We start from the raw sequence: 20708 nt of genomic DNA, 5'->3' as shown, positions 1-20708 counted from the left end.
AAAGCGCCATCACTATTTGCCAAATCAAAACAATCGGCGGGCGTGGCGGCGCGGCTCATGCCGCGTGCAACTGCAGCTCCACATACTCCGCCAGCCCCCGGCAGGCCAGCAGCAGGCCTGCGCGCGCGCCGTCGCCGATGTCGTCCTCCTAGGCGCCATCCACACGCACGCGCTAGGTGGTACGCAGGATCTCCCGCGATGTGGTGACGCCTGCCGCTTCGCACCGCTTCAATGATTGCCGACGCAGGCCTGCCCCTTATGAACTGCAAGCTCTCCGCTCCCTCCAGTCTTGATGCAGAACACGGTGGAATAAAAGCGGGTCTGAACAACACTCTCGACCGTGCGAGCGGTATCCATACTGAATACATACGGCCTGTTCAGTGAAAGCGTTGGATTGAGCGCCCTTTCATGGGTGGATACTGGAATATAGCCATCCGGCACCTTTCCGTATGACATGCAATCACCCGGCATGAGTGTCAGGGGCTTGGCGCCCGCTGCCAGCTCAATAGCCCAGGTTCCACTTGGTGCGCGGCTCTCATGGATCATCACGCGGCCAACTGCAAATGAAGTTCTGCTCTTGCTTGGGACGCAGATCGCCGGAATACCATCGACAAGGATGACCTGCGCCTCTCTCCCTATTCCAAGCGGGGTTGCATCGGCAAAGTCAGCAGCACTGAAGCAGGATCCCGCCAGAATGAAGGTTCGAGCTATTGCATGCATTTTCATCAGTGATCGTGTGTGTTGCTGGAGCGAATTGTTGGGGGAAATGTCTATGCATGAAATTTGGCGAAATGGCGTGTCCGGTCGACGCTATGGTTGGCCTTGCTGCCGGCCTTCTCGGTGGAAACGGTCAGCCTCCAGAACAAGACGAGCCGCTCTCCACGTGATGGCGCTTGAGTGGCAGTTGAGGGTGTCGGTGCGTTCACGGATTGTTTTTGATCTGTACCGCGCGCCGCCAACAGTGCCGCATTTCTCATTCTTCGACCTGTTCCACGCTTTCTGGTCTTTTCTATTGGCGGTCCGCCAATCTTTCGGCATTTGTCCAAGGACTTCCTTAAGCGCGTATTTGTTGTATCTATAGAATCTCTTGGCGGCGTCCAGTGATTCTTCATCGCTGAAAAAGTCCATCGTGGCGTCATTGTCAGCGGTCATGTCTTCGCCTGTGCCCAGGGAACCCATGGTCTTTTGTTCAGATGAGATCAATTTTTCCCTGAGGTGGTCATTGCTGAATTTTCTGTTCGGAGGGCTGCACGCTGGCATGCATGCCAGGATGGATATGCATAGAAGCAGATATCCAGATGCGATTCTCATTGTTCAATTTATGTGCGCGACTGAATTCCCATCATCTCTTACGGTTGTGCGGCCGTAAATTCCGTGAGGAGGGTATTTGGACAGCTGGCAGCCTGGCACGTACTTGTCGGCGGCCGCAGATAGCAGGCAAATCCGTCAGAATTTCCCTCTTTTCTCAAAATTCGAGTGCCTCTTCCAAGGGCGCCTGCGTGGTGGTCTCAAGCGCTCTTGCAGTGCAGTTTCCGTGCAGAATCCGACAGCTTGCGCGGCGGGCCTCTCTATGGGTGCCTGAGGGGAGATTGAATGGGGCGCTGCAGTCGGCCTATGTCGATAATGGAGGAATGGGTGCGTGCTCGACGTGGGCCTGTATTCCAGCAATGTTACTTTTTCCCATGCCCATCCCAATAACCACCGGGCATTGGGGTGACAGTTCGTTCGATCCACGGCGCTGAACATGTGAGCTGCGCACTCTCACAGCCGCGCCTGCAGCTCCACATACTCCGCCAGCCCCCGGCAGGCCAGCAGCAGGCCTTCGCGCGCGCCGTCGCCGATGTCGTCCTTCTCGGCGCCATCCACACGCACGCGCTCGGCGGCGTGGAATACCTCCAGCAGCGTGACCAGGCCGGCGGCGGCGCGGTCGGTACGCGCACGGGTCACGCCCTGGCCTGGGCTGGGTACGGGGCCTTTCCACGGCTGACCATCGGCGGCATCGCCGCTGCGGATACGCTGCAGGCAGCCCACCAGCGTGATCGGCTCAGGCAGATCAACGGCAGCGGAAAGCGCAGCTTCCAACGGCTCTGCCAGTTCGCGGGGCAGGTGCTCGGCGGCATCGCCCAGGGTGGCAAGCAGATAGGGGTAGCGGGGTGCGGTCATGGGACATCCTCATGCGGAACAGAGGCGCCACCCGCAGAGGGTGGCGGACGATGCGTGGTTCCAATACCGGAGTCGATGAACCGGCGGGCACAAGGCCCCCACGCACCGCCCGCCGTAGATCGGCAGACGGATTGCCAGCCGGCGCCACCCCGAGACAGGTGGCGCCGACTGACAAGCGTAAACAACATCGACTTCCGGGATTGGAGCCCGGGCCACCCGTTGTCGGTGGCGATTCATCATGCGCACGCGCAAACACCGCCCGCCAGTCATTCTTTCCAATGACTTCGTGCGATTCGAAAGAAAAAATGAATTATCGCTTTTGACCTGTTTCGCGCGATGTAAAGGCAAAAGCGACATCCTGCGCGATGCCTTTGCAATGGCGGATTCCAGTGATTCCCACGCACGGCAATGGACGCGACATACGCGAAGTAAAGCTGGCTTAACCGGTGCGGCAGACCGAGCCAGCACGATGCTAACGGCAATGGCCGGCAAGTGCAGCGCCGATCCTGATGGTGCTGAAGGATCGGCGCTGCGGTAGACGCCACAGTGTTGCCATCCGCCCAGCCTGGGTGCCCTGCCATCTGCGCATGCGTCGTCATGGCCCATCGCTCACGTGCGGGCTGGCTACATCGCCCATACGCGCCCGGCCGTGCTGATTCCGACACTGTGTTGCCATGCGGTGTTCCGCCACCGCTGACCGCATCTGCCCTGCTGCACCGCCGCGAGTCGTGTCACACAGCTCTGGCTAGACTGTGCTTCTTTTTCCGTTGCAGGAGGCACCCATGGCCCATCCCATTTCCGTCTCGTTGATCGGCGTCCCCACCGATGTCGGTGCCGGCCATCGGGGCGCGCGGCTGGGGCCGGAAGCGCTGCGCGTGGCGGGCCTGCCGGAGGCGCTGGCGGCGCGCGGTGTGGACGTGCGCGATCTGGGCAACCTGGACGGCCCGCGCAACCCGTGGACCGCGCCGGTCGAAGGCTACCGCCATCTGGACGAGGTGGTGGCCTGGAACCATGCACTGATGGAGGCCAGCTATGCCGAGCTGCAGGACGGGCGCATGCCGATCATGCTCGGCGGCGACCATTGCCTGGGCATCGGCTCGATCACCGCAGTGGCCCGCTGGTGCCGCGAGCAGGGCAAGACCCTGCGCGTGCTGTGGCTGGATGCACACTCGGACTTCAATACCAGTGATGTCACGCCGTCGGGCAACATCCACGGCATGCCGGTGGCCTGCCTGTGCGGGCTGGGGCCGGAGGCACTGACCCGTCTGGGCGGCAGTGCGCCGGCAATCACGCCCGCCCAGGTGCACCAGATCGGCATCCGCTCGGTGGACCCGGAAGAGAAGCGCCTGATCAAGACCCACAAGGTCGACGTCTACGACATGCGCTACATCGACGAGAACGGTATGAAGCGCACCGTGGAGGCCGCGCTGGCCGGAATCGATGACAGCACCCATCTGCATGTCAGCTTCGATGTCGACTTCCTCGACCCGAGCATCGCACCCGGCGTCGGCACCACGGTGCCGGGTGGGGTGAACTACCGCGAAGCGCAGCTGGTGATGGAAATGATCGCCGACAGCGGGCGCATGGGGTCGCTGGATATCGTCGAGCTCAATCCGCTGCTGGACAAGCAGAACGCCACCGCCGAACTGGCCGTGGACCTGGTGGAAAGCCTGTTCGGCAAATCCACGCTGATGCGCGATTGAGGGCATCCCTGAACGGATCGCCGATCCGTTCACGCCCGCTGCACGCCGCAGCCGCCAGATTGCACCTCACGCGGCGGCGGTGGCTTCGGCCCTGCCTGCCGAGCGACAGAACCCCATCCGCGTTGTAGCGGTGAAGCGGCGAACCCAAGGAGAAGCCCATGAAGCGCGTAGTTGCCCTGATGCTGTTGTCGATGTTCTCGGTGGCCATGCTGGCCGGCTGCAACACCGTTGCCGGTGCCGGCAAGGACGTGCAGAAGGCCGGTGAAAAGGTCGAGGATGCCGCCAAGGGCAACTAAGCCCGACGCGGTGTGGAACAGAAAAAGGCCGGGATCTTCCCGGCCTTTTTTTCGTGCGTGTGTATGGCCGCGTAGTCGCCATCGCGTGTGGCGATGGAGTGAACCATTCAAGCACGTGAGCATGTGTTTCATGAGCGGTTGACCGCCTTTCAACAGCGGATGCGGGAAGCTGCAGTCACGGTAAGAACGCCGTTGCAACCAAGGATTCCCAGCAATGAACAAAGACATCATTTCCGGCAAGTGGTCGCAGCTGAAGGGCAAGGCCCAGGCCAAGTGGGGCGATCTGACCAACGACGATTTCGATGTGGCCGAGGGCAATGCCGAATATCTGGCCGGCCGCCTGCAGGAACGGTATGGCTGGGCCAAGGACCGCGCCGAGAAGGAAGTCCGTGACTTCGAAGACAGCGTGCGCAAGGACTACCCGGACTACAAGTAAGTAGCCGGCGGTAAGCGGTTCCCCCACGTCGACGCCCGCACCCTCTGGTGCGGGCGTCGTGCTGTCAGGGACTCAACGTGTCGGCGGATCCGGCACGTAGCGGTTCGGAAACGCCTGCGGCTCGCGCGGCAGGCGCGAAGGCGGGTCGAGCACGATGCCGCGTGCGCGCAGCGCGCGTGCGCTGTCGTAACGCAGCTGCACGACCTGCGCCGGCGTGCGGCTGGCCCGTTCGAATGCGGTATCACGCACCGAGGAGCGTTCGCGCGCGCCGTGACCGGTGCCCAGCGACGGTGCCTGCGACCGCGCTGAGTAGCCGTCCATGCGGCTGGCGCTGGCGTCCGCAGCGGATTCCGCAGCGGCCGGCGCCGGGGCGCCACGGCGCAGCAGCGGCTCCGGTCGGAGCGGCCAGCGACGGGCCTCCTCGAACACCGCCGCGCCGATCACGCCGATGTTGTCCGCACGGCCGGTACGGCTGGCATAGCTGCCACTGGGGCTGCTGAAGACGAACTGCGCCACTTCATCCTGGCTCTTGCGCCAGCCGGTGATGTCGGCGCGCTGGCCGGGGTTGAGCACATAGCCGGTCTGCGACGGGTCGGCATCTTCGCCGGAGATGGCATTGATGCCATCCACCGAGAGCACCACCAGCACCCGCCGCGGGCTGTCGTTGTACAGGCGTACCGCATAGCGATGGCCGCGCTCGCCCGCCACCCAGCGCTGTCCATCGGCTGCATGGCTGCGCAGTTCGGTGCCGCGGTCGCGGTCGATCAGGGTCATCCGCACAGGGCCGTCCTGCGGCATCGGCGGTGGCGGCGGAACCGGGCGGAAGCCGGCCAGGGGCAGGATCAGCAGCAGGGGCAGCAGGCGTTTCATGTGGGAACTCCGGTGGGCTCGGGTGAATGAACGACCCGCAGGCCCTGACGGGGTTGGCCGTGGGCACGGTAAACTGGTTCCGTTCATCGAAGGTTTCCCCACGCAGTCATGACGACCCGAGTCCTTACCGGCATCACCCCCTCCGGCACCCCCCATCTGGGCAACTACGTTGGCGCCATCCGTCCGGCCATCGCGGCCAGCCGCACCCCGGGGATCGAGAGCTTCTTCTTCCTGGCCGACCTGCACAGCCTGATCAAGGCGCAGGATCCGCAGCGCACCCAGCGCGCGACCCTGGAGATCGCAGCCAGCTGGCTGGCCTGCGGCCTGGATCCGGAACACGTCTGGTTCTACCGCCAGAGCGACATCCGCGAAACCACCGAACTGATGTGGTTCCTGACCGCGATCGCCAGCAAGGGCATCCTCAATCGTGCCCATGCCTACAAGGCAGCGGTGGACAAGAACCGCGAGGAAGGCCTGGACGAGGATGCCGGCGTCAGCGCCGGGCTGTTCATGTACCCGGTGCTGATGGCTGCCGACATCCTGATCTTCAAGGCCAACCAGGTGCCGGTCGGTCGTGACCAGATCCAGCACATCGAGATGGCCCGCGACTTCGCCCAGCGCTTCAATCACGTCTACGGCAGGGAATACTTCCCGCTGCCGGAGGTGGTGATCGATGAGCAGGTGGCCACGCTGGCCGGTCTCGACGGCCGCAAGATGAGCAAGAGCTACCACAACACCATTCCGCTGTTCGCGCCGCGCGAGGAGTTGAAGAAGCTGGTGTTCTCGATCCTGACCGACTCGCGCGCACCGGGCGAGCCCAAGGACACCGAGGGCTCGGCGCTGTTCCAGATGTACCAGGCCTTCGCCACGCCGGAGCAGACCGCTGCTTTCGCCCGGGCATTCGCCGAGGGCATCAGCTGGGGCGATGCCAAGCAGCAGTTGTTCGAGCGCATCGACGGTGAGCTGTCACCGCTGCGCGAGCGTTACAACGCGCTGATGGCCGAGCCGGAAAAGATCGAGGCGCTGCTGAAGCGTCGTGGCCAGCAGCTGCGCGAGACGTTCGCGATGCCGCTGCTGGATGAGCTGCGGCACGCCGTGGGGTTGCGCGACCTGTCCACCGCCGGCGACATCGCCAGCGAGGATGCCGGCGCTGCCCGCGTGGCGCCGCCGCAGTTCAAGCAGTACCGCGAAAAGGATGGTCGCTTCTACTTCAAGCTGACCGCCGGCGACGGCACGCTGCTGATGCAGAGCATTGGTTTTGATTCGCCGCGCGATGCCGGCCAGCTGATCGCCGTGATCAAGCAGGCCGAGCAGGGTGATGCGCTGCAGAGCGAGCTGTTCAAGCTGGAGGCGGAGGTTGACGCGGTCCTGGCGGCACTGGCCGCGCTGCGCGAAGATGCCTGAGCGGAGGGTGCTGTAACGCCGGGCCCATGCACGGCGGCGCTACCTGATGCACCCCGCCGGGCATGGCCCGGCGCTACCGATGGATGTGGAGCCGGGCATCGGGCCCGGCGCTATGGAAGGAGTCTGCGATGGCGTGGTTGTCGCTGCTGCTTTTCCTGCCCTGGTTCGTCGTGCTGGGCAGCCTGTACTGGCTGTTCCCGCGCCAGCCGCGCACGTCGCGGCGGCGCCTGTTCGATGGCCTGGTGCTGCTGCTGGCCTTTGTTCTGAGCATCGTGGCGATGCTGTGGGGCCACCACCTGGGCCTGGTGCAGACCGACGCGGGGCCGATCTGGCCGCAGGTGCTGGCGGTGCTCTATGCCTACGGCGCTTTCCTGGCGGTGCTGGTGCTGGCACTGCTGCTGCGACCGCGATGGTTGTAGTCCCGGGGCAGAGCGCGTGCCTCCGACCAAAGCCGCATCGAACCGGTCCTGCCTGCGCGCCTACCATGGACGCCTGATTCCGATTCCGCCAAGTGCGTGCCGATGATCGCCGACCCCAGCATCCACACCATCGATACCGGCTTCCAACGTCCCGACTTCGATGCGGCCTACCTGATCGTCGAGAACGGGCGGGGCGCCTTCGTGGACTGTGGCACCGGCCTGTCCGTGCCGGCGATGCTGCGGGCGCTGTCCGATGCCGGCCTGCAGCCCGACGCGGTGGACTGGCTTCTGCTCACCCATGTGCATCTGGACCATGCCGGCGGTGCGGGTCTGTTGATGCAGCAGCTGCCCAATGCCCGGGCCTTGCTGCATCCGCGCGGTGCGCCGCACATGATCGATCCGACCCGGCTGATCGCAGGCGCCACCGCGGTCTACGGCGCGGAGGAGATCGCACGCAGCTATGGCCGCATCGAGGCGATTCCCGAGCACCGCGTCGTGGTGGCCGAGGATGGCCATCGCCTCGATCTTGCCGGACGCGAACTGCTCCTGCTGCATACGCCCGGCCACGCACTGCATCACTACTGCGTATGGGATGCGCGCAGCCGCAGCTGGTTCACCGGCGATACCTTCGGTATCTCCTACCGCGAACTGGACAGCGCGCAGGGCGCCTTCATTTTTCCGACCTCTTCGCCCGTGCAGTTCGATCCCGAAGCGATGAAGGCGTCGATCCAGCGCATGCTCGACTACGATCCGCAGTCGATGTACCTCACCCACTATGGCCGCGTGGAGCAGGTGCAGCGGCTGGCCGGCGACCTGTTCGAGCAGATCGATGCGATGGCGGCGATCGGCCGCCAGTGCGACGAGCGGCCCGACCGCCATCGCTGCCTGCTGGCGGCGCTGCAGGCCCTGTACCTGGAGCGCGCGCAGCAGCATGGCTGTGTGCTGGATGACGCAGCGGTGGTGGCTGTGCTGGCCATGGACATCGAGCTCAACGCGCAGGGCCTGGCCTGCTGGCTGGATCGCGAGCGCCGCTGACGGAGCGGGACTGCGGCCGGCACTGCTGTCACGTTACACTCTGGTGACTTCCCATCCTGCCGTGGTATTGCCGTGAACCCGATGCGCGTGTTGCTGCTGTCGTCCTGCCTGTTCGTGGGTGGCCTGGCCCAGGCGGCCAATGACCTTCCCGGCGGCGGTATCGACCCGCAGGCGCTGTCGCGCCACGTGCGTGTACTGGCGTCGGACGAATTCGAGGGCCGTGCTCCGGCCAGCGAAGGCGAAGAGCGCACCGTGCAGTACCTGATCGAGCAGTTCCGCAGCTATGGCCTGCAACCCGGCGGCGTGGACGGCAGCTGGGTGCAGCCGGTGCCGCTGGTGCGTGCGCAGCTGGAGGGGGCGGCCACGGCCAGCCTGGCGTTGAAGCAGGGCCGCCGCGCCCTGGTCAATGGCGTGGATGTGACCCTGCAGAGCCTGCAGCCGCGCGCCCGGGTGCAGATCAAGGATGCACCGCTGGTGTTCGTGGGCTATGGCATCGACGCACCGGAACGCCATTGGAACGACTACAAGGACATTGACCTGCACGGCAAGATTGCCGTGGTGCTGATCAATGATGCCGATTTCGAGGCCGACGCTCCCGGCGCGTTCGATGGCAAGGCAGTGACCTACTACGGCCGCTGGACCTACAAGTTCGAGGAGGCTGCGCGCCGCGGCGCCGAAGGTGTGCTGATCGTGCACGAGACCGCACCTGCGGCCTATGGCTGGGCGACGGTGAAGAGCTCGGGTACCTCGCCGTTGTTCGATATCGAGCGCAGCCAGGCCGAGGCGATGGCCCAGCACACACCGCTGCGCGGCTGGATGCAGCGCGAGCTGGCCGAGGCGATCTTCGCCGACGCCGGCCTCGATTTCGAGGCGGAGAAGCGCAAGGCGATGCGTGCCGACTTCCGTCCGGTGGCCCTGGACAACGCGCGGCTGAGCGTCGATTTCGCCCTCAAGCGCGAGCAGGTGGTGACCCGCAACGTCGTGGCCAAGCTGCCGGGCGGCGAGCACGGCGATGAAGCGGTGATCTTCTCGGCGCACTGGGACGCTTTTGGCATCGGCCAGCCCGATGCGAAGGGCGACCGCGTGCGCCGTGGCGCCATCGACAACGCCACCGGCGTGGCCACCGTGCTGGAACTGGGCCGGGTGTTCGCGGCCGGCCCGCAGCCGCAGCGCACGCTCTACTTCGTGGCGCTGACGGCTGAAGAAAAGGGACTGCTGGGGGCCAGCTACTACGCTGCGCATCCGCTGGCGCCGCTGGACAAGACCGCTGCCGTACTGAACATCGAGATGTTCAGCCCGGACGGGCCGACCCGTGACATCGCTTCGTGGGGCAAGGGCCGGGTATCGCTGGAAGGCGACCTGGAGCGGGTGGCCAAGGCACGCGGCCGCAGCTACAGCCCGGACCCCAACCTGGAGGCCGGTTTCTTCTACCGCGCCGACCATTTCGCCTTCGCCCGGCTGGGTGTACCGGCGATCACCATCGGCCCGGGCCTGGACAAGCTGGACGGCGGCGTGGACGCCGGGCGCGCGCTGCGCGAGAAGTACTTCGCCGACTGCTATCACCAGGCCTGCGACGCGTGGACGCCGGGCTGGGATCCCAGCGGTCATGCCGCCGATACGCTGCTGGTCTACGACCTGGGCGCGGAGCTGGCCAACAGCCGGCGCTGGCCGACCTGGGAGAAGGACTCCGAGTTCCGCGCTGCCCGCGACAAGAGCGAGGCGGCACGCCGCTGACGGCTAGCGCCTGCGCAGCAGCGTCCAGGCACCCCATGCACTGGCGGCCAATGCCGCCAGGTAGCAGGTGATCATGGTGCCGAGGCTGACCGTGCGCAGGCCGCTGAAGCGGCCGAGCAGGTTCATCCGCAGCGAGCTGTGACCGCTGCCCAGGTCCACTGCCAGCTGCACTGCCAGCGCGCTGGCGAAGACCAGAAGGGCGATGCCGAAGCCGGTGCGTGGCCAGCGCGCCTGCGCGCCCGGGCGTCGCAGCAGCCAGGCCAGCGTGGTTGCCACCGCCAGCAGCAGGGCGGCCCACATCAGGGGCGTAGCGGGAGTTGCGGCAGCCACCGGCATTGCACCGGTGGCTGCCATCAGCACGGCATCCTTACTTGCGGGTGCCGTCGAGCCAGTTCGGGCCCTTGTTGGTGAGGAAGAACACATAGACCACCAACGATACCGCGATGGTGGCAGTGACATAGATGGCGAACCAGTCCACGTGGCCGGTCTTCAGCGCGCCCTGGTACAGCAGCGGGGCCGTACCGCCGAACAGCGAGTTGGCCAGCGCGTAGCCCAGGCCCACGCCCAGTGCCCGAACGTGTGTCGGGAACAGCTCGGCCTTCACCACGGCGTTGATCGAGGTGTAGCCGGTGAGGATGACGAAGCCCAGCGCCAGGGTGAGGAAGGCGAGGGTGGCATCGTGCTGGTGCGGCAGCTGCGTGATCAGGTACCAGCTGTACAGCACGCCGCCCACGCCGAAGAACACCAGCAGGCTCTTGCGCCCGATGATGTCCGACAGCCAGCCGCCGACCGGCTGCAGCACCATCAGGAAGGCCAGCACGCCCAGGTTGATCAGGGTGCCGGTCATCGGGTCGTCGCCTGCGAAGGCGCTCTGGATCATCTTCGGGCCGTTCACCGAGTAGGTGTAGAAGGCAATGGTGCCGCCGGCGGTGATCAGGAAGCACAGCAGCAGCGGGCGCCACTGGTGCACGAACAGTTCGTACATCGAACCGGATTTCTTGGCCTTGCCTTCGCGCGCGGCCTCGATCGAGGATTCTTCCAGCGACTCATCCATGCCACGGCGCAGCCAGAACACCACGACCGCGGCGATGCCACCGATGCCGAAGGCGATGCGCCAGCCGAACTCGGAGATCTCCGGCTTGCCCCAGAAGTTCAGCATCAGGAACAGGGTCAGCTGGGCCAGCACATGGCCGCCGACCAGGGTGACGTAGTGGAAGGAGGACAGGAAGCCACGACGGCCCGGAATGGCGGCCTCGGACATGTAGGTGGCGCTCGCGCCGTACTCGCCACCGGTGGCGAAGCCCTGCAGCAGGCGCGCGAACAGCAGGATGATCGCCGCCCAGATGCCGATGCTGGCGGCAGTGGGGGTGATGGCGATGATGAAGGAGCAGAACGCCATCAGCGTGACCGATACGGTCAGGGCGAGGCGACGGCCATGGCGGTCGGCGAAGCGGCCGAAGAACCAGGCACCGATCGGGCGCATCAGGAAGGTCGCGGCGAAGATCGCCCAGACGTACATCGTGGAGTTCTTGTCTTCCGGCGAGAAGAACTGCGACTCGAAGTACACGGCGAACACCGAGTACACGTAGACGTCATACCACTCCACCAGGTTGCCGGCGGAGCCTTTGAGGGTATTGGAGATCGAGCGGCGCAATGCGGCGCCGTCGTTCGCGGGAACAGCAGGGTGGGGCGTGGTGCTCATCTGGGCGGGGATCCTCGATGCGATAGCGTCCGTGCGCGGAAAATACAGCGTCCGACCATGTGGTGGCGCAGCCGGGCAGCCTTCTTGGTACTGCATGACCCGTCAACGCGGGGTGGCAGGCCAGGACAGGGTGCATGGATGGACGACAGCGTGCCACCTTGCGGGGTGCCGGACCATACTCAAAACGTCCTAGAATCCGCCTTCCCCCGGTCCCTTGGTGCGTCATGTCGGCTCCCCCTGTTCCGTCTGCGGCTGCCCCCCGGGGCGGCCTTGTCGTGTTGGCGCTGCTGCTGGTCTACGTGGTCTGGGGCTCGACCTATCTCGGTATCGCCAAGGCCCTGCACGGCGGTGCGCTGCCGTTGACGATGGTTTCTGGCAGCCGCTTCATCATCGCCGGGGGCCTGATGTACCTGGCGCTGCGCCTGTTCTGGAAAATGCCGAAGCCGACGTTGCGGCAGTGGCGCAGCCTGGTGCTCATGGGGGTGACCATGCTGGTGCTGGGCAATGGCATGGTGGTGCTGGCCGAACGCGATGTGTCGTCCGGCCTGGCGGCCACGGCGGTGGCATCGGTGCCCCTGTGGATGGCGCTGTTCTCGGCGCTGCGCGGCCAGCACGCCAGCCGTGGCGAATGGCTGGGCATCGCCATCGGCTTCCTCGGCGTTGTCTGGCTGAATGCGGGCAGCAGCCTGACGGCGACGCCCACCGGGCTGGTGCTGCTGCTGATCGCACCGATCGGCTGGGCCTTCGGCTCGGTGTGGGCGCGCGGCCTGGACCTGCCTGGCCCGTTCATGACGGCCGCCGGGCAGATGATCTGCGGCGGCGTGCTGCTGGTGCTGATCGGGCTGGCGGTGGGTGAGCGGCCCACCACACTGCCCGATACCGGTGGCCTGCTGGCCATGGCCTATCTGTGCGTGTTCGGTTCGATCGTCGCGTTCACGGCCTACGTGTGGCTGCTGCAGAACGTACGCCCGGCGCTGGCCGGCAGCTACGCCTACGTCAACCCGGTGATCGCGGTGCTGCTGGGCGCAGCCCTCAACAGCGAACGCTTCGGCTGGCGCGACGTGCTGGCGATGGTGGTGATTCTGCTGGGCGTGGTGGTACTGACAATGGCAAGGACGCGCAAGCGATGAACATCGACGAGACAGAACAACGCCGGGGCCTGCTGGTCACCGCATCCACTTTCGTGCTGTGGGGACTGGTGCCGGTGTACTGGCACCTGCTCAATGAAGTGCCATCGTTCCAGATCATCGCCCATCGCATCATCTGGAGCACGGTGCTGGTGGTGGCCTGGCTGCTGCTCAGTGCGAAGCTGGGCTGGTGGCGGAAGATCGCCGCGCAGCCGCGCGCGCTGCCGATCCTGGCGGTGTCGAGCCTGACCATCGCGTTCAATTGGGGCCTGTACATCTGGGCCGTCAATGCCGGCCACGTGATCGAGACCAGCCTGGGCTACTTCATCAACCCGCTGGTGAACGTGCTGCTGGGGGTGCTGGTGCTGAAGGAACGCCTGCGCCGGCTGCAGTGGGTGGCGGTGGGCATGGCGGCGGTGGGCGTGGCCTGGCTGACTCTCGACGCTGGCACGCCGCCGTGGATCGCGCTGGGCCTGGCCTGTTCGTTCGGCCTGTACGGCCTGCTGCGCAAGCTGGTCTCGGTCGATCCCGTAGCCGGGCTGGGCGTGGAAAGCCTGTATCTGTTCCTGCCTGCGCTGGCGTTCGCGGTCTGGGCCGAGAATGGCCACGGTGGCGGATTCTTCAGCGGCTGGGGCCTACGCAACGATCTGCTGCTGATCTTCGGCGGCGTGGTCACCGCCGTGCCGCTGATCGGTTTCGCCTACGGTGTGAAGCGCATCGCGCTGTCGCTGGTGGGTATCCTGCAGTACATCGCACCGAGCCTGCAGCTGCTGCTCGGCGTGTTCTTCTTCCACGAATCGTTCGACATGGCCAAGGCCGTCGGTTTCGCAGCGATCTGGGCCGGGCTGCTGCTGTTCATCGGTGACAACCTGCGCACGATGCGGGCGGCAAAGCGCTGAGCCGGAAAGCAACGCGGGACGGAGCACCGGCCCCGTCCCGCGTCCGCGCCGCCTCGGATGGCGGCGTACACATCAGGTTTCGCGCAGTGCCGTGGTGATCGGCAGGCGGGCGGCGCGCAGCGCCGGGAACAGGCCACCGACCAGACCGATGCCCAGCGCCCACTTCAGCCCCGTCCACAGCAGTTCCGGCGATACGTGGAACTTGAACACCACCGCGCTGAAGTTGCTGCCGATGGTGGACACGCTGTAGCCATTGAACAGCAGCCATGCCACCGTGCAGCCCAGCAGGCCGCCGAGCAGGGCCAGCAGCATCGTTTCCAGCATCACCGCAGTCACCACCGGCAGGCCGCGGAAACCAATCGCGCGCATGGTGGCGATTTCGCGCGCACGCGTGGCCACGGCGGCATACATGGTGTTGAGCGCGCCGAACACCGCGCCCACCGCCATGATCGTACCGATCACCTTGCCGAGGATGTCGATCAGCTTGGTCAGGCCGCCGCCCTGCTTGCTGTAGTACGCACGGGTGGTTTCCACGTCCAGCTTCAGGCGCGGATCGGCGGCGACGGCGGCCTTGAACTGATCGAAGCCCGGCTTGCCCTCGGTACGCACGCTGATCGACTGCCAGGCACTACGCTGGTACGTGGTGGCCAGGGTATCGGCGTCGGTCCACAGCTCCGAGTCATGCGCATCACCGGTGGCGAACACACCGACCACCGTCCAGGTCTGGTTGCCCAGGGTGAGCGTCCTGCCGACCTCCATGTCGCGGAACTGGCCCTTAGCGCCCTGGCCGACCACGATCTCGCGCAGGCCGGTGGCGAACTTGCGGCCTTCGATGATCTTGACCTTGTCATGCACCGCCCACGCCTGCGGCCCGACGCCCCGGAACTGCGCGTTGACGTCGGTACCGTCCGATTTGGAGACCAGGTTGACCACCTGCGAGAGTTCAGGCGACAGCAGCGGCCGTCCCTGTGCATCGCGGCTGATGCCGGGCAGGGTGGACAGGGTCGGTACCTGCTCGCGGGTGATGACCGAATTGGTTTCCGCCTGCGAGCCACCGCGCAGCACGATGGCGGTGGTGTCATCGCCGGTGTTGCTGAGCGTGGCCTGGAAGCCTTCGCCCATCGCCAGCATCGCCACCAACACCCCGACCACGCCGGCGATGCCGACCACGATCACCGAGGACGCCCCCCAGCGCTGCGGCAGGCTGGCGATGCCGATGCGGGTGGCGGCCAGGGCCAGCCGCCCGCTGCGGGTCAGCGCCAGCCACAGCCCGACCAGCACCGCCACGGCAAGCACGCCCACCCACGGCAGGCCAATCCATACCGCCAGGCCGATTGCCAGCGCCAGCACGGTCACCGTGTTGCCGAACCACTTCTTGAGCTTGTTCTTGAACATGTCGGTGTCCTCCTCAGCGGCCGGCCAGTGCGTCGACGATCTTCAGGCGCTTGGCGCGCAGCGCCGGCAGCAGGCCGACGACCGCGCCGATCACCACGATCAGGCCCAAGCCCATCAGCCAGGTCGGGGTGGGGATGTGCGGCGGCAGCAGGCCCATGCTCTTCGGTCCGATGGCGGGGAGGATCAGTGCCGCCAGGCCCATGCCGATCAGGCCACCGAGACCGATCAGCAGCACCGATTCGATCATCACCAGTATCAGCACCGTGCTGTCCTTGAAGCCCAGTGTCTTCAGCGTGGCCAGCTCCGGCACGCGCTCGCGCACGGCCTGCGCCATGGTGTTGCCGGTCAGCAGCAGCAGGGTGAAGAACACCGCGCCCATGATCGAGGTGACGATCATGCCGATGTCGGCAAACTGCTTGACGAAGGCCTGCTGGAACGCCGATTCGGTCTGGGTCTTGGTCTCGTGGTCGGAGTTGGCGGAAATCGCATCGATGGCCTGTGCCACCCGCGAAGAATGGTCGGGGTTGTCGAGCGTCACCGTGTACCAGCTGACCTGGTTCTTGATGTAGTCGTTGGACTCATCGAAGTATTTCCAGTTCATCATCAGCTGGCGCTCTTCGTTGGAGGCCTGCGCCGGATCCTTGGAACGGAAGATGCCCTTCAGTTCCAGCGGCCAGTCGTTGCTGCCGCCGCGCGGGAAGATCGTCGCCTGCAGCGGGATGGTATCGCCGACTTTCCAGCCGAACTGCTTGGCCAAGGTCTCGCCGACGATCGCACCGGTGCGGGTGTTCTTCCAGTCTTCCAGCTGCGCCGGGTCGATCTGCAGTTCGCGGTAGACGTCGAAGTAGTTGGGCGATACCGAGAAGTTCGGGAAGAAGTTCTTCGGATCCTGGTAGATGCCGCCGAACCACATGCCATAGGCCACGTCGCGCACGCCCGCCACCTGGCGGATCTGCGTTTCCAGGCGGATCGGCAGCGACTGGGTGATCGACAGGCGCGAGGCCACCACCAGGCGGTTGGCCCCTTCCACGCTGCCACCGGAGGTGAATGCCACGCGCACCGAGTCGAGCATGCCGAACAGGAGGAACGCGGCCACCACCGACAGCAGGGTCAGCAGGGTCCGGGTGCGGCTGCGGAACAGCTGCGCCCAGACCAGAGAGAAGTATTTCATCGCTGTGGCCTCCGTCAGTGGGCCAGCGGCGCGTCGGCCAGCTCGCCCTTGTCCAGGTGCACCGTGTGCGTGGCGTACTCGGCGGCCTTCGGGTCATGGGTGACCATGATGATGGTCTTGCCGTGTTCGCGGTTGAGCTGCTGCAGCAGGCCCAGGATCTCCTCGGCGGACTGGCGGTCGAGATCGCCGGTGGGTTCGTCGCAGATCAGGAAGGTCGGGTCGGAGACGATCGCACGGGCGATCGCCACGCGCTGCTGCTGGCCGCCGGACAGCTCGTTGGGACGATGGTTGCGGCGGTCGGCCAGGCCGACCAGGGTCAGCGCGATCTCGGCGTTGCGGCGGCGCTGCGCGGCATTGAGATGGGTCAGCAGCAGCGGCAGCTCCACGTTCTTCTGCGCGGTCAGCATCGGCATCAGGTTGTAGAACTGGAACACGAAGCCAACGTGGTGGCTGCGCCAGGTCGACAGCTGGCCACCGCTCATCTGATCGATGCGCTCGCCTTCGATGCTGATCTCGCCGCCGCTGGGATTGTCCAGGCCACCGATCAGATTGAGCAGGGTGGTCTTGCCTGAACCGGACGGCCCCATCAACGCGACGAAGTCGCCGCGGGCGATGTCCAGGTCGATGCCGTGCAGCACCTGCACCTTCTCGGGGCCGCGCTGGTAGGTCTTGGTGATGTTGCGCAGTGAAACCAGGGTCGACATGGGTGGTTCTCCACGTAGGCGGGAAACGGTGACGCACCCCGGCTGCCGGCCGGGCATGCGTGGAACGGTGTTGTCGTCGAACGGTGCCGCTGGCCGCGCCCCGGAAGGCGCCGTGCCGCTACTGCGTTTGCTTCTGCTGGACCCGGGTGCCATCGCGCAGGGTGTCCGGCGGGTTGACCACCACCAGCTCGCCGGCATTCACACCCTTGAGCAGCTGGCGATCCTTGCCCATGGCCTGGCCAGCCTGGACCGTGCGCTGCTGCACGCGGTTCTCGTCGCCGAGCACGAAGGCCACCGATGCACCCTCGCGCTCGACCACCGCGCCTGCCGGCACACGCACGCCCTGCGGCTTGGCTTCAGCCTGCGGCGCTGCCTGTTCCAGGAAGCTGACCCGCACGCCCATCTCCGGCACGATGCGCGGGTCCTTCAGCTTCAGGGCCACGCGCACCTTCACCGTCGCCTTGCCCCGGTCGGCGGTGGGGATGATGGCGATCACCTCGGCCGGAATCTTCCATTCCGGATAGGCATTGAGGATGGCTTCCACCGGCATCTTCGGTTGCACGCGGCCGATGAAGGCTTCGCCGACCTCGACCTCGATCTCCAGCGAATCCATGTCGACGATGGTGCCGATGCCTGTGCGGGTGAAGCCACCACCGGCCGACAGCGGCGAGACGATCTCGCCCGGCTGTGCCGCCTTGGCCGTGACCACGCCGGAGAACGGCGCACGCACGATGTTGTTGTCCACCCCAAGGTCGGCGATCGCCAGCTGGTCGTTGGCGACCTTCACGTTGCGCTGTGCGGTTTCCAGCTGCGCGCGCAGGCTGTCGCGCTGGGCCACGGCCTGGTCGTACTGCGAGCGCGAGACCAGCTGCTGCCCGACCAGCGCCTGCAGCCGGCTGGCCTCTGCCGCCGCCTGCCTCTGCTGTGCCTCCAGTCCGGCCACCTGGCTGCGTGCGGCCTGCAGCTGCGAGGCATACAGACTGCGCTGCGCATCGGCATCGATCGGGTCGAGGGTGGCCATGATCTGTCCGGCCTCCACGCGCATGCCTTCTTCGATCATCACCTCGCGCACCTTGCCGGTGATCTTGGCCGACACCGTAGCCATGCGCCGGGCGACGACATAACCACTGGCATCGAGGACCGAGCTGCTGGCGCTGCCCTGCTGGATGGCGACCGCCGGTGCGGTTTCCACCTGCACGGCCGGAGTGCGGCCGAACAGCGCGAAGGCGCCTGCGGCCAGGAGCAGCACCACCGCGATCACGGCAATCCACAGCCAGCGGCGCCCGCTGCCACCACCACCAGAGGCAGGCGGCGGTGACTTGCGTTCGATACGGAGTTCCTTCAACAGCTCGGCAGAAGCGTTCATTCGTTCCATCACAGGCGTTCGGGCGGGTGTGACCGGAAGGGCGGACAGCGGCGGTTCCGGCAGTGGAGCGTGCGGCACAGCATGACGGCAGGCACGGGGATGACGGCAGTGACAGCTGTCATCCGATGACCTTGACGGTGGCAACTGCGAAACGTGACCAAGGGGGCGCAGGATGGCAACGTCCCCGCTACCGGTACCGCCCATGGCTCCGATCGCCCCGTCGCTGGCTGGCCTGCAGCAGGTGCAGGTGCGTCGTAACGGCGCCGGCAAGAGTACCGCGATCAGCGGGCTGTTGCGCCTGCGCAGGCCTGGCGGAGGGCAGCGCACGCGGCCGGCAGGGCCGTCCTGGCGCGCCCGCGCCTGCGCAGGAGCGGCTGAACTGGCATGATCGGCAGCGATCGTTCCCGCCTGGACCCTCCCGTGTCATCGAGCTGGCTGGCCTCCCTGCTGCGCCCTGCGCCGGACTCGGCGGTCGCCGACACGCTGCGGCGTGGCAAGTCGCCCTGGAGCGAGGCGATCCATCTGCTGTGGTCGGTGTGGATCTTCCTGACCCCGCTGCTGGGCCATGGGTTCACCCTGCGCTGGCTGCTGCTGACCCTGGCCAGCTACCCGCTGTTCCTGCTGCTGTACGCCAAGGTGCTGGTGTCGCCCCGCCACCACGCAACCCGTTATGCGCTGGGTCTGATTGCAATGGCCCTGGTCCTGCTGCCCTGGTATCCGTCCGGGCTGACCTACTTCGTGTTCGGCTGCGTACTGATGCGGGTCAGCGGGCGTGGTGGCTGGTGGCGGTACCTGCTGCAGTTGACCGGTCTGAACATCGTGTTCTGCGTGGTCGCGCTCGCGTTCGAGTATCCCTGGCAGAGCCTGGTGTGGATTCCGGCGGTGTCGTACATCGTCGGCCTGGTCGTCAATGTCGAGGCGCTCAACCAGGAGAAGGAGGCGGCCCTGCAGCTGTCGCAGGAGGAAGTACGTCGCCTGGCGGCGACCGCCGAGCGTGAGCGGATCGGTCGCGACCTGCACGACCTGCTGGGCCACACCCTGTCGCTGATCACCCTGAAACTGGAGCTGGCACGCAAACTGCACGATCGCGGCGACGCGCGCGCGCGGCAGGAGATTGGCGAGGCCGAGGCCATCGCCCGCGAAGCGCTGGCGCAGGTGCGCAGTGCGGTCACCGGCATCCGGGCCAGCGACCTGGCCGGGGAGCTGGCCTCGGCGCGGCTGCTGCTGGAGTGCCAGCAGGTGCATCTGCAGTACGCGCCGCCGCCGCCGATGCCGGTGGAGGTGGAGCGTGGCCTGGCGCTGGTCCTGCGGGAGGCCGCGACGAATATTGCCCGCCATGCGCAGGCGACACAGGCGCGGGTGGACTTCATGAAGGAAGGAAAAGTACTGGTGATGCAGATCCGCGATGATGGCCGGGGTGGCATGCAGGCCGAGGGCAATGGACTGAGCGGCATGCGTGAGCGCACTGCGGCGCTGGGCGGGTATGTCACCGTGCAGTCTCCGCGCGGCGAGGGCACGGTGCTGAGCGTGCGCGTGCCGCTGTCGGCGGCCACTGTCCCGTTGCCGCCCGCTGCACCCGCGCCGGTGGCGCAGGATGGCGCGGCATGATCCGCATCCTGCTGGCGGAAGACCAGGCCATGGTGCGCGGCGCACTGTCCGCATTGCTCAGCCTGGAGGCGGACATCGAGGTGCTGGGCAGCGCCGCCGATGGCGAGGCCGCCTGGCGCATGCTGCAGCAGCTGAAGCCGGACATCCTGGTGACCGATATCGAGATGCCCGGTCTGTCAGGGCTGGAACTGGCCCAGCGCATCGCACGCCACGAACTGCCCATCAAGGTGGTGATCGTGACCACCTTCGCGCGCGCCGGTTTCCTGCGCCGCGCGCTGGACGCAGGCGTGCTCGGCTATCTGCTCAAGGACGCGCCAGCGGAGAACCTGGCCGATGCACTGCGCAAGGTGAAGCAGGGCGTGCGTGCGATCGACCCACAACTGGCACTCGATGCCTGGTCACAGGCGGACCCGCTGACCGACCGCGAGCGGCGCGTGCTGCGCCTGGCGGGCGAAGGACGGACTGCCAGCGAGATCGCCGAGCAGCTGGGGTTGTCGCACGGCACGGTGCGCAACTACCTGTCCGAGTGCATCGGCAAGCTGGGCGTGGCCAACCGGATCGAGGCGTACCGGCTGGCACGGCAGAAGGGCTGGCTGTAGCGGAGTGGCTCGACCCTTTTGAGCCGAGCCATGCCCGGCGGCTCCCGAGGGGTTCCCTGGCCCACGAGCGATCGACA

Annotated in this window: 23 protein-coding genes; 13 read left to right on the top strand and 10 right to left on the bottom strand. The window is 66.2% G+C overall.

Going from position 1 to position 20708, the window contains the following annotated elements; genetic code table 11:
• Positions 1-228 precede the first annotated feature (228 nt).
• The 3 genes from ACX9OW_RS15390 to ACX9OW_RS15380 form a co-directional block, all read right to left on the bottom strand.
• The gene (locus ACX9OW_RS15390) at positions 229-726 is read right to left on the bottom strand and encodes a hypothetical protein (RefSeq protein WP_459062492.1); all 498 of its coding nucleotides are present in this window, start codon (positions 724-726) and stop codon (positions 229-231) included.
• An 84-nt stretch (positions 727-810) separates the two neighbouring features.
• A complete protein-coding gene (locus ACX9OW_RS15385) occupies positions 811-1152 on the bottom strand; it encodes a hypothetical protein (RefSeq protein WP_155761027.1) in 342 nt (113 codons plus the stop codon).
• Between the two features lie 609 nt (positions 1153-1761).
• On the bottom strand, positions 1762-2163 hold the full coding sequence (locus ACX9OW_RS15380; protein WP_459062491.1) for a hypothetical protein: 402 nt from the start codon (positions 2161-2163) through the stop codon (positions 1762-1764).
• A gap of 238 nt (positions 2164-2401) precedes the next feature.
• Here ACX9OW_RS15380 and ACX9OW_RS15375 point away from each other — a divergent pair, with 238 nt between their 5' ends.
• The 4 genes from ACX9OW_RS15375 to ACX9OW_RS15360 all read left to right on the top strand — a co-directional run bounded on the left by ACX9OW_RS15375 (position 2402) and on the right by ACX9OW_RS15360 (position 4598).
• A complete protein-coding gene (locus ACX9OW_RS15375; protein ID WP_154582393.1) occupies positions 2402-2701 on the top strand; it encodes a hypothetical protein in 300 nt (99 codons plus the stop codon).
• A 244-nt stretch (positions 2702-2945) separates the two neighbouring features.
• Entirely contained in the window at positions 2946-3866 is a 921-nt protein-coding gene (rocF, locus tag ACX9OW_RS15370; RefSeq protein WP_459062490.1) for an arginase, read from the top strand.
• Between the two features lie 158 nt (positions 3867-4024).
• Positions 4025-4162 (top strand): entericidin A/B family lipoprotein, encoded by a 138-nt coding sequence (locus ACX9OW_RS15365; RefSeq protein ID WP_053520147.1) that lies wholly within the window; start codon positions 4025-4027, stop codon positions 4160-4162.
• A 214-nt stretch (positions 4163-4376) separates the two neighbouring features.
• The gene (locus tag ACX9OW_RS15360; protein ID WP_019661831.1) at positions 4377-4598 is read left to right on the top strand and encodes a CsbD family protein; all 222 of its coding nucleotides are present in this window, start codon (positions 4377-4379) and stop codon (positions 4596-4598) included.
• A 72-nt stretch (positions 4599-4670) separates the two neighbouring features.
• Here ACX9OW_RS15360 and ACX9OW_RS15355 read toward each other — a convergent pair whose 3' ends face one another.
• Positions 4671-5468: a hypothetical protein gene (locus tag ACX9OW_RS15355; protein ID WP_065174207.1), complete on the bottom strand. Its 798-nt coding sequence runs from the start codon at positions 5466-5468 to the stop codon at positions 4671-4673.
• A 108-nt stretch (positions 5469-5576) separates the two neighbouring features.
• Here ACX9OW_RS15355 and ACX9OW_RS15350 point away from each other — a divergent pair, with 108 nt between their 5' ends.
• The 4 genes from ACX9OW_RS15350 to ACX9OW_RS15335 all read left to right on the top strand — a co-directional run bounded on the left by ACX9OW_RS15350 (position 5577) and on the right by ACX9OW_RS15335 (position 10060).
• Entirely contained in the window at positions 5577-6872 is a 1296-nt protein-coding gene (locus tag ACX9OW_RS15350) for a tryptophan--tRNA ligase (protein ID WP_111186494.1), read from the top strand.
• A gap of 128 nt (positions 6873-7000) precedes the next feature.
• Complete coding sequence (locus tag ACX9OW_RS15345) at positions 7001-7291, top strand: hypothetical protein (protein WP_065182023.1); 291 nt, start codon at positions 7001-7003, stop codon at positions 7289-7291.
• Between the two features lie 102 nt (positions 7292-7393).
• Positions 7394-8326, top strand: coding sequence for an MBL fold metallo-hydrolase (locus ACX9OW_RS15340; RefSeq protein ID WP_445393916.1), 933 nt, complete (start codon positions 7394-7396; stop codon positions 8324-8326).
• Between the two features lie 81 nt (positions 8327-8407).
• Positions 8408-10060 carry a M28 family metallopeptidase gene (locus tag ACX9OW_RS15335; protein WP_111186493.1) on the top strand — a complete coding sequence of 551 codons (1653 nt, stop codon included), beginning with the start codon at positions 8408-8410 and terminating at the stop codon, positions 10058-10060.
• A gap of 3 nt (positions 10061-10063) precedes the next feature.
• On the opposite strand, the gene ACX9OW_RS15330 is transcribed toward ACX9OW_RS15335, so the two are convergent.
• The gene (locus ACX9OW_RS15330) at positions 10064-10360 is read right to left on the bottom strand and encodes a hypothetical protein (RefSeq protein WP_253119928.1); all 297 of its coding nucleotides are present in this window, start codon (positions 10358-10360) and stop codon (positions 10064-10066) included.
• Between the two features lie 67 nt (positions 10361-10427).
• On the bottom strand, positions 10428-11762 hold the full coding sequence (locus tag ACX9OW_RS15325; protein WP_180876914.1) for an MFS transporter: 1335 nt from the start codon (positions 11760-11762) through the stop codon (positions 10428-10430).
• 224 nt (positions 11763-11986) lie between these two features.
• Between ACX9OW_RS15325 and yedA the strand changes: the two genes are divergently transcribed.
• Both yedA and rarD read left to right on the top strand, forming a co-directional pair.
• On the top strand, positions 11987-12892 hold the full coding sequence (gene yedA, locus ACX9OW_RS15320) for a drug/metabolite exporter YedA (protein WP_053516552.1): 906 nt from the start codon (positions 11987-11989) through the stop codon (positions 12890-12892).
• Complete coding sequence (rarD, locus tag ACX9OW_RS15315; protein ID WP_180876916.1) at positions 12889-13788, top strand: EamA family transporter RarD; 900 nt, start codon at positions 12889-12891, stop codon at positions 13786-13788. The genes yedA and rarD overlap by 4 nt, the downstream gene beginning before the upstream one ends.
• 72 nt (positions 13789-13860) lie before the next feature.
• On the opposite strand, the gene ACX9OW_RS15310 is transcribed toward rarD, so the two are convergent.
• From ACX9OW_RS15310 to ACX9OW_RS15295, 4 genes are all read right to left on the bottom strand, one after another.
• Positions 13861-15183: an ABC transporter permease gene (locus ACX9OW_RS15310; RefSeq protein WP_128987897.1), complete on the bottom strand. Its 1323-nt coding sequence runs from the start codon at positions 15181-15183 to the stop codon at positions 13861-13863.
• A 13-nt stretch (positions 15184-15196) separates the two neighbouring features.
• Entirely contained in the window at positions 15197-16354 is a 1158-nt protein-coding gene (locus ACX9OW_RS15305; protein WP_053516548.1) for an ABC transporter permease, read from the bottom strand.
• Positions 16355-16368: 14 nt separating this feature from the next.
• Positions 16369-17058 (bottom strand): ABC transporter ATP-binding protein, encoded by a 690-nt coding sequence (locus tag ACX9OW_RS15300; protein WP_053516547.1) that lies wholly within the window; start codon positions 17056-17058, stop codon positions 16369-16371.
• A gap of 118 nt (positions 17059-17176) precedes the next feature.
• Positions 17177-18424: an efflux RND transporter periplasmic adaptor subunit gene (locus ACX9OW_RS15295; protein WP_065174211.1), complete on the bottom strand. Its 1248-nt coding sequence runs from the start codon at positions 18422-18424 to the stop codon at positions 17177-17179.
• A 202-nt stretch (positions 18425-18626) separates the two neighbouring features.
• On the opposite strand from ACX9OW_RS15295, the gene ACX9OW_RS15290 reads away from it, so the two are divergent.
• Genes ACX9OW_RS15290 through ACX9OW_RS15280 form a run of 3 tightly spaced genes read left to right on the top strand, consistent with a single transcriptional unit; the run spans position 18627 to position 20631 of the window.
• Positions 18627-18812: a hypothetical protein gene (locus ACX9OW_RS15290; RefSeq protein ID WP_258012864.1), complete on the top strand. Its 186-nt coding sequence runs from the start codon at positions 18627-18629 to the stop codon at positions 18810-18812.
• On the top strand, positions 18809-20032 hold the full coding sequence (locus ACX9OW_RS15285; RefSeq protein WP_263176897.1) for a sensor histidine kinase: 1224 nt from the start codon (positions 18809-18811) through the stop codon (positions 20030-20032). The genes ACX9OW_RS15290 and ACX9OW_RS15285 overlap by 4 nt, the downstream gene beginning before the upstream one ends.
• Positions 20029-20631: a response regulator transcription factor gene (locus ACX9OW_RS15280; RefSeq protein ID WP_053516542.1), complete on the top strand. Its 603-nt coding sequence runs from the start codon at positions 20029-20031 to the stop codon at positions 20629-20631. The genes ACX9OW_RS15285 and ACX9OW_RS15280 overlap by 4 nt, the downstream gene beginning before the upstream one ends.
• Positions 20632-20708 lie beyond the last annotated feature (77 nt).

Source organism: Stenotrophomonas genospecies 5, assembly GCF_054473825.1.
The sequence above is the reverse complement of the archived record's forward strand: the minus strand, read 5'-3'. Positions and strand labels throughout refer to the sequence as shown.

Excerpts from the sequence above, each read along its gene's own strand:
- ACX9OW_RS15390 (WP_459062492.1), bottom strand. The coding sequence starts at position 726 with ATGAAAATGCATGCAATAGCTCGAACCTTCATTCTGGCGGGATCCTGC.
- ACX9OW_RS15385 (WP_155761027.1), bottom strand. The coding sequence starts at position 1,152 with ATGACCGCTGACAATGACGCCACGATGGACTTTTTCAGCGATGAAGAA.
- ACX9OW_RS15380 (WP_459062491.1), bottom strand. The coding sequence starts at position 2,163 with ATGACCGCACCCCGCTACCCCTATCTGCTTGCCACCCTGGGCGATGCC.
- ACX9OW_RS15375 (WP_154582393.1), top strand. The coding sequence starts at position 2,402 with ATGCGCACGCGCAAACACCGCCCGCCAGTCATTCTTTCCAATGACTTC.
- rocF (WP_459062490.1), top strand. The coding sequence starts at position 2,946 with ATGGCCCATCCCATTTCCGTCTCGTTGATCGGCGTCCCCACCGATGTC.
- ACX9OW_RS15365 (WP_053520147.1), top strand. The coding sequence starts at position 4,025 with ATGAAGCGCGTAGTTGCCCTGATGCTGTTGTCGATGTTCTCGGTGGCC.
- ACX9OW_RS15360 (WP_019661831.1), top strand. The coding sequence starts at position 4,377 with ATGAACAAAGACATCATTTCCGGCAAGTGGTCGCAGCTGAAGGGCAAG.
- ACX9OW_RS15355 (WP_065174207.1), bottom strand. The coding sequence starts at position 5,468 with ATGAAACGCCTGCTGCCCCTGCTGCTGATCCTGCCCCTGGCCGGCTTC.
- ACX9OW_RS15350 (WP_111186494.1), top strand. The coding sequence starts at position 5,577 with ATGACGACCCGAGTCCTTACCGGCATCACCCCCTCCGGCACCCCCCAT.
- ACX9OW_RS15345 (WP_065182023.1), top strand. The coding sequence starts at position 7,001 with ATGGCGTGGTTGTCGCTGCTGCTTTTCCTGCCCTGGTTCGTCGTGCTG.
- ACX9OW_RS15340 (WP_445393916.1), top strand. The coding sequence starts at position 7,394 with ATGATCGCCGACCCCAGCATCCACACCATCGATACCGGCTTCCAACGT.
- ACX9OW_RS15335 (WP_111186493.1), top strand. The coding sequence starts at position 8,408 with ATGCGCGTGTTGCTGCTGTCGTCCTGCCTGTTCGTGGGTGGCCTGGCC.
- ACX9OW_RS15330 (WP_253119928.1), bottom strand. The coding sequence starts at position 10,360 with ATGTGGGCCGCCCTGCTGCTGGCGGTGGCAACCACGCTGGCCTGGCTG.
- ACX9OW_RS15325 (WP_180876914.1), bottom strand. The coding sequence starts at position 11,762 with ATGAGCACCACGCCCCACCCTGCTGTTCCCGCGAACGACGGCGCCGCA.
- yedA (WP_053516552.1), top strand. The coding sequence starts at position 11,987 with ATGTCGGCTCCCCCTGTTCCGTCTGCGGCTGCCCCCCGGGGCGGCCTT.
- rarD (WP_180876916.1), top strand. The coding sequence starts at position 12,889 with ATGAACATCGACGAGACAGAACAACGCCGGGGCCTGCTGGTCACCGCA.
- ACX9OW_RS15310 (WP_128987897.1), bottom strand. The coding sequence starts at position 15,183 with ATGTTCAAGAACAAGCTCAAGAAGTGGTTCGGCAACACGGTGACCGTG.
- ACX9OW_RS15305 (WP_053516548.1), bottom strand. The coding sequence starts at position 16,354 with ATGAAATACTTCTCTCTGGTCTGGGCGCAGCTGTTCCGCAGCCGCACC.
- ACX9OW_RS15300 (WP_053516547.1), bottom strand. The coding sequence starts at position 17,058 with ATGTCGACCCTGGTTTCACTGCGCAACATCACCAAGACCTACCAGCGC.
- ACX9OW_RS15295 (WP_065174211.1), bottom strand. The coding sequence starts at position 18,424 with ATGAACGCTTCTGCCGAGCTGTTGAAGGAACTCCGTATCGAACGCAAG.
- ACX9OW_RS15290 (WP_258012864.1), top strand. The coding sequence starts at position 18,627 with ATGGCTCCGATCGCCCCGTCGCTGGCTGGCCTGCAGCAGGTGCAGGTG.
- ACX9OW_RS15285 (WP_263176897.1), top strand. The coding sequence starts at position 18,809 with ATGATCGGCAGCGATCGTTCCCGCCTGGACCCTCCCGTGTCATCGAGC.
- ACX9OW_RS15280 (WP_053516542.1), top strand. The coding sequence starts at position 20,029 with ATGATCCGCATCCTGCTGGCGGAAGACCAGGCCATGGTGCGCGGCGCA.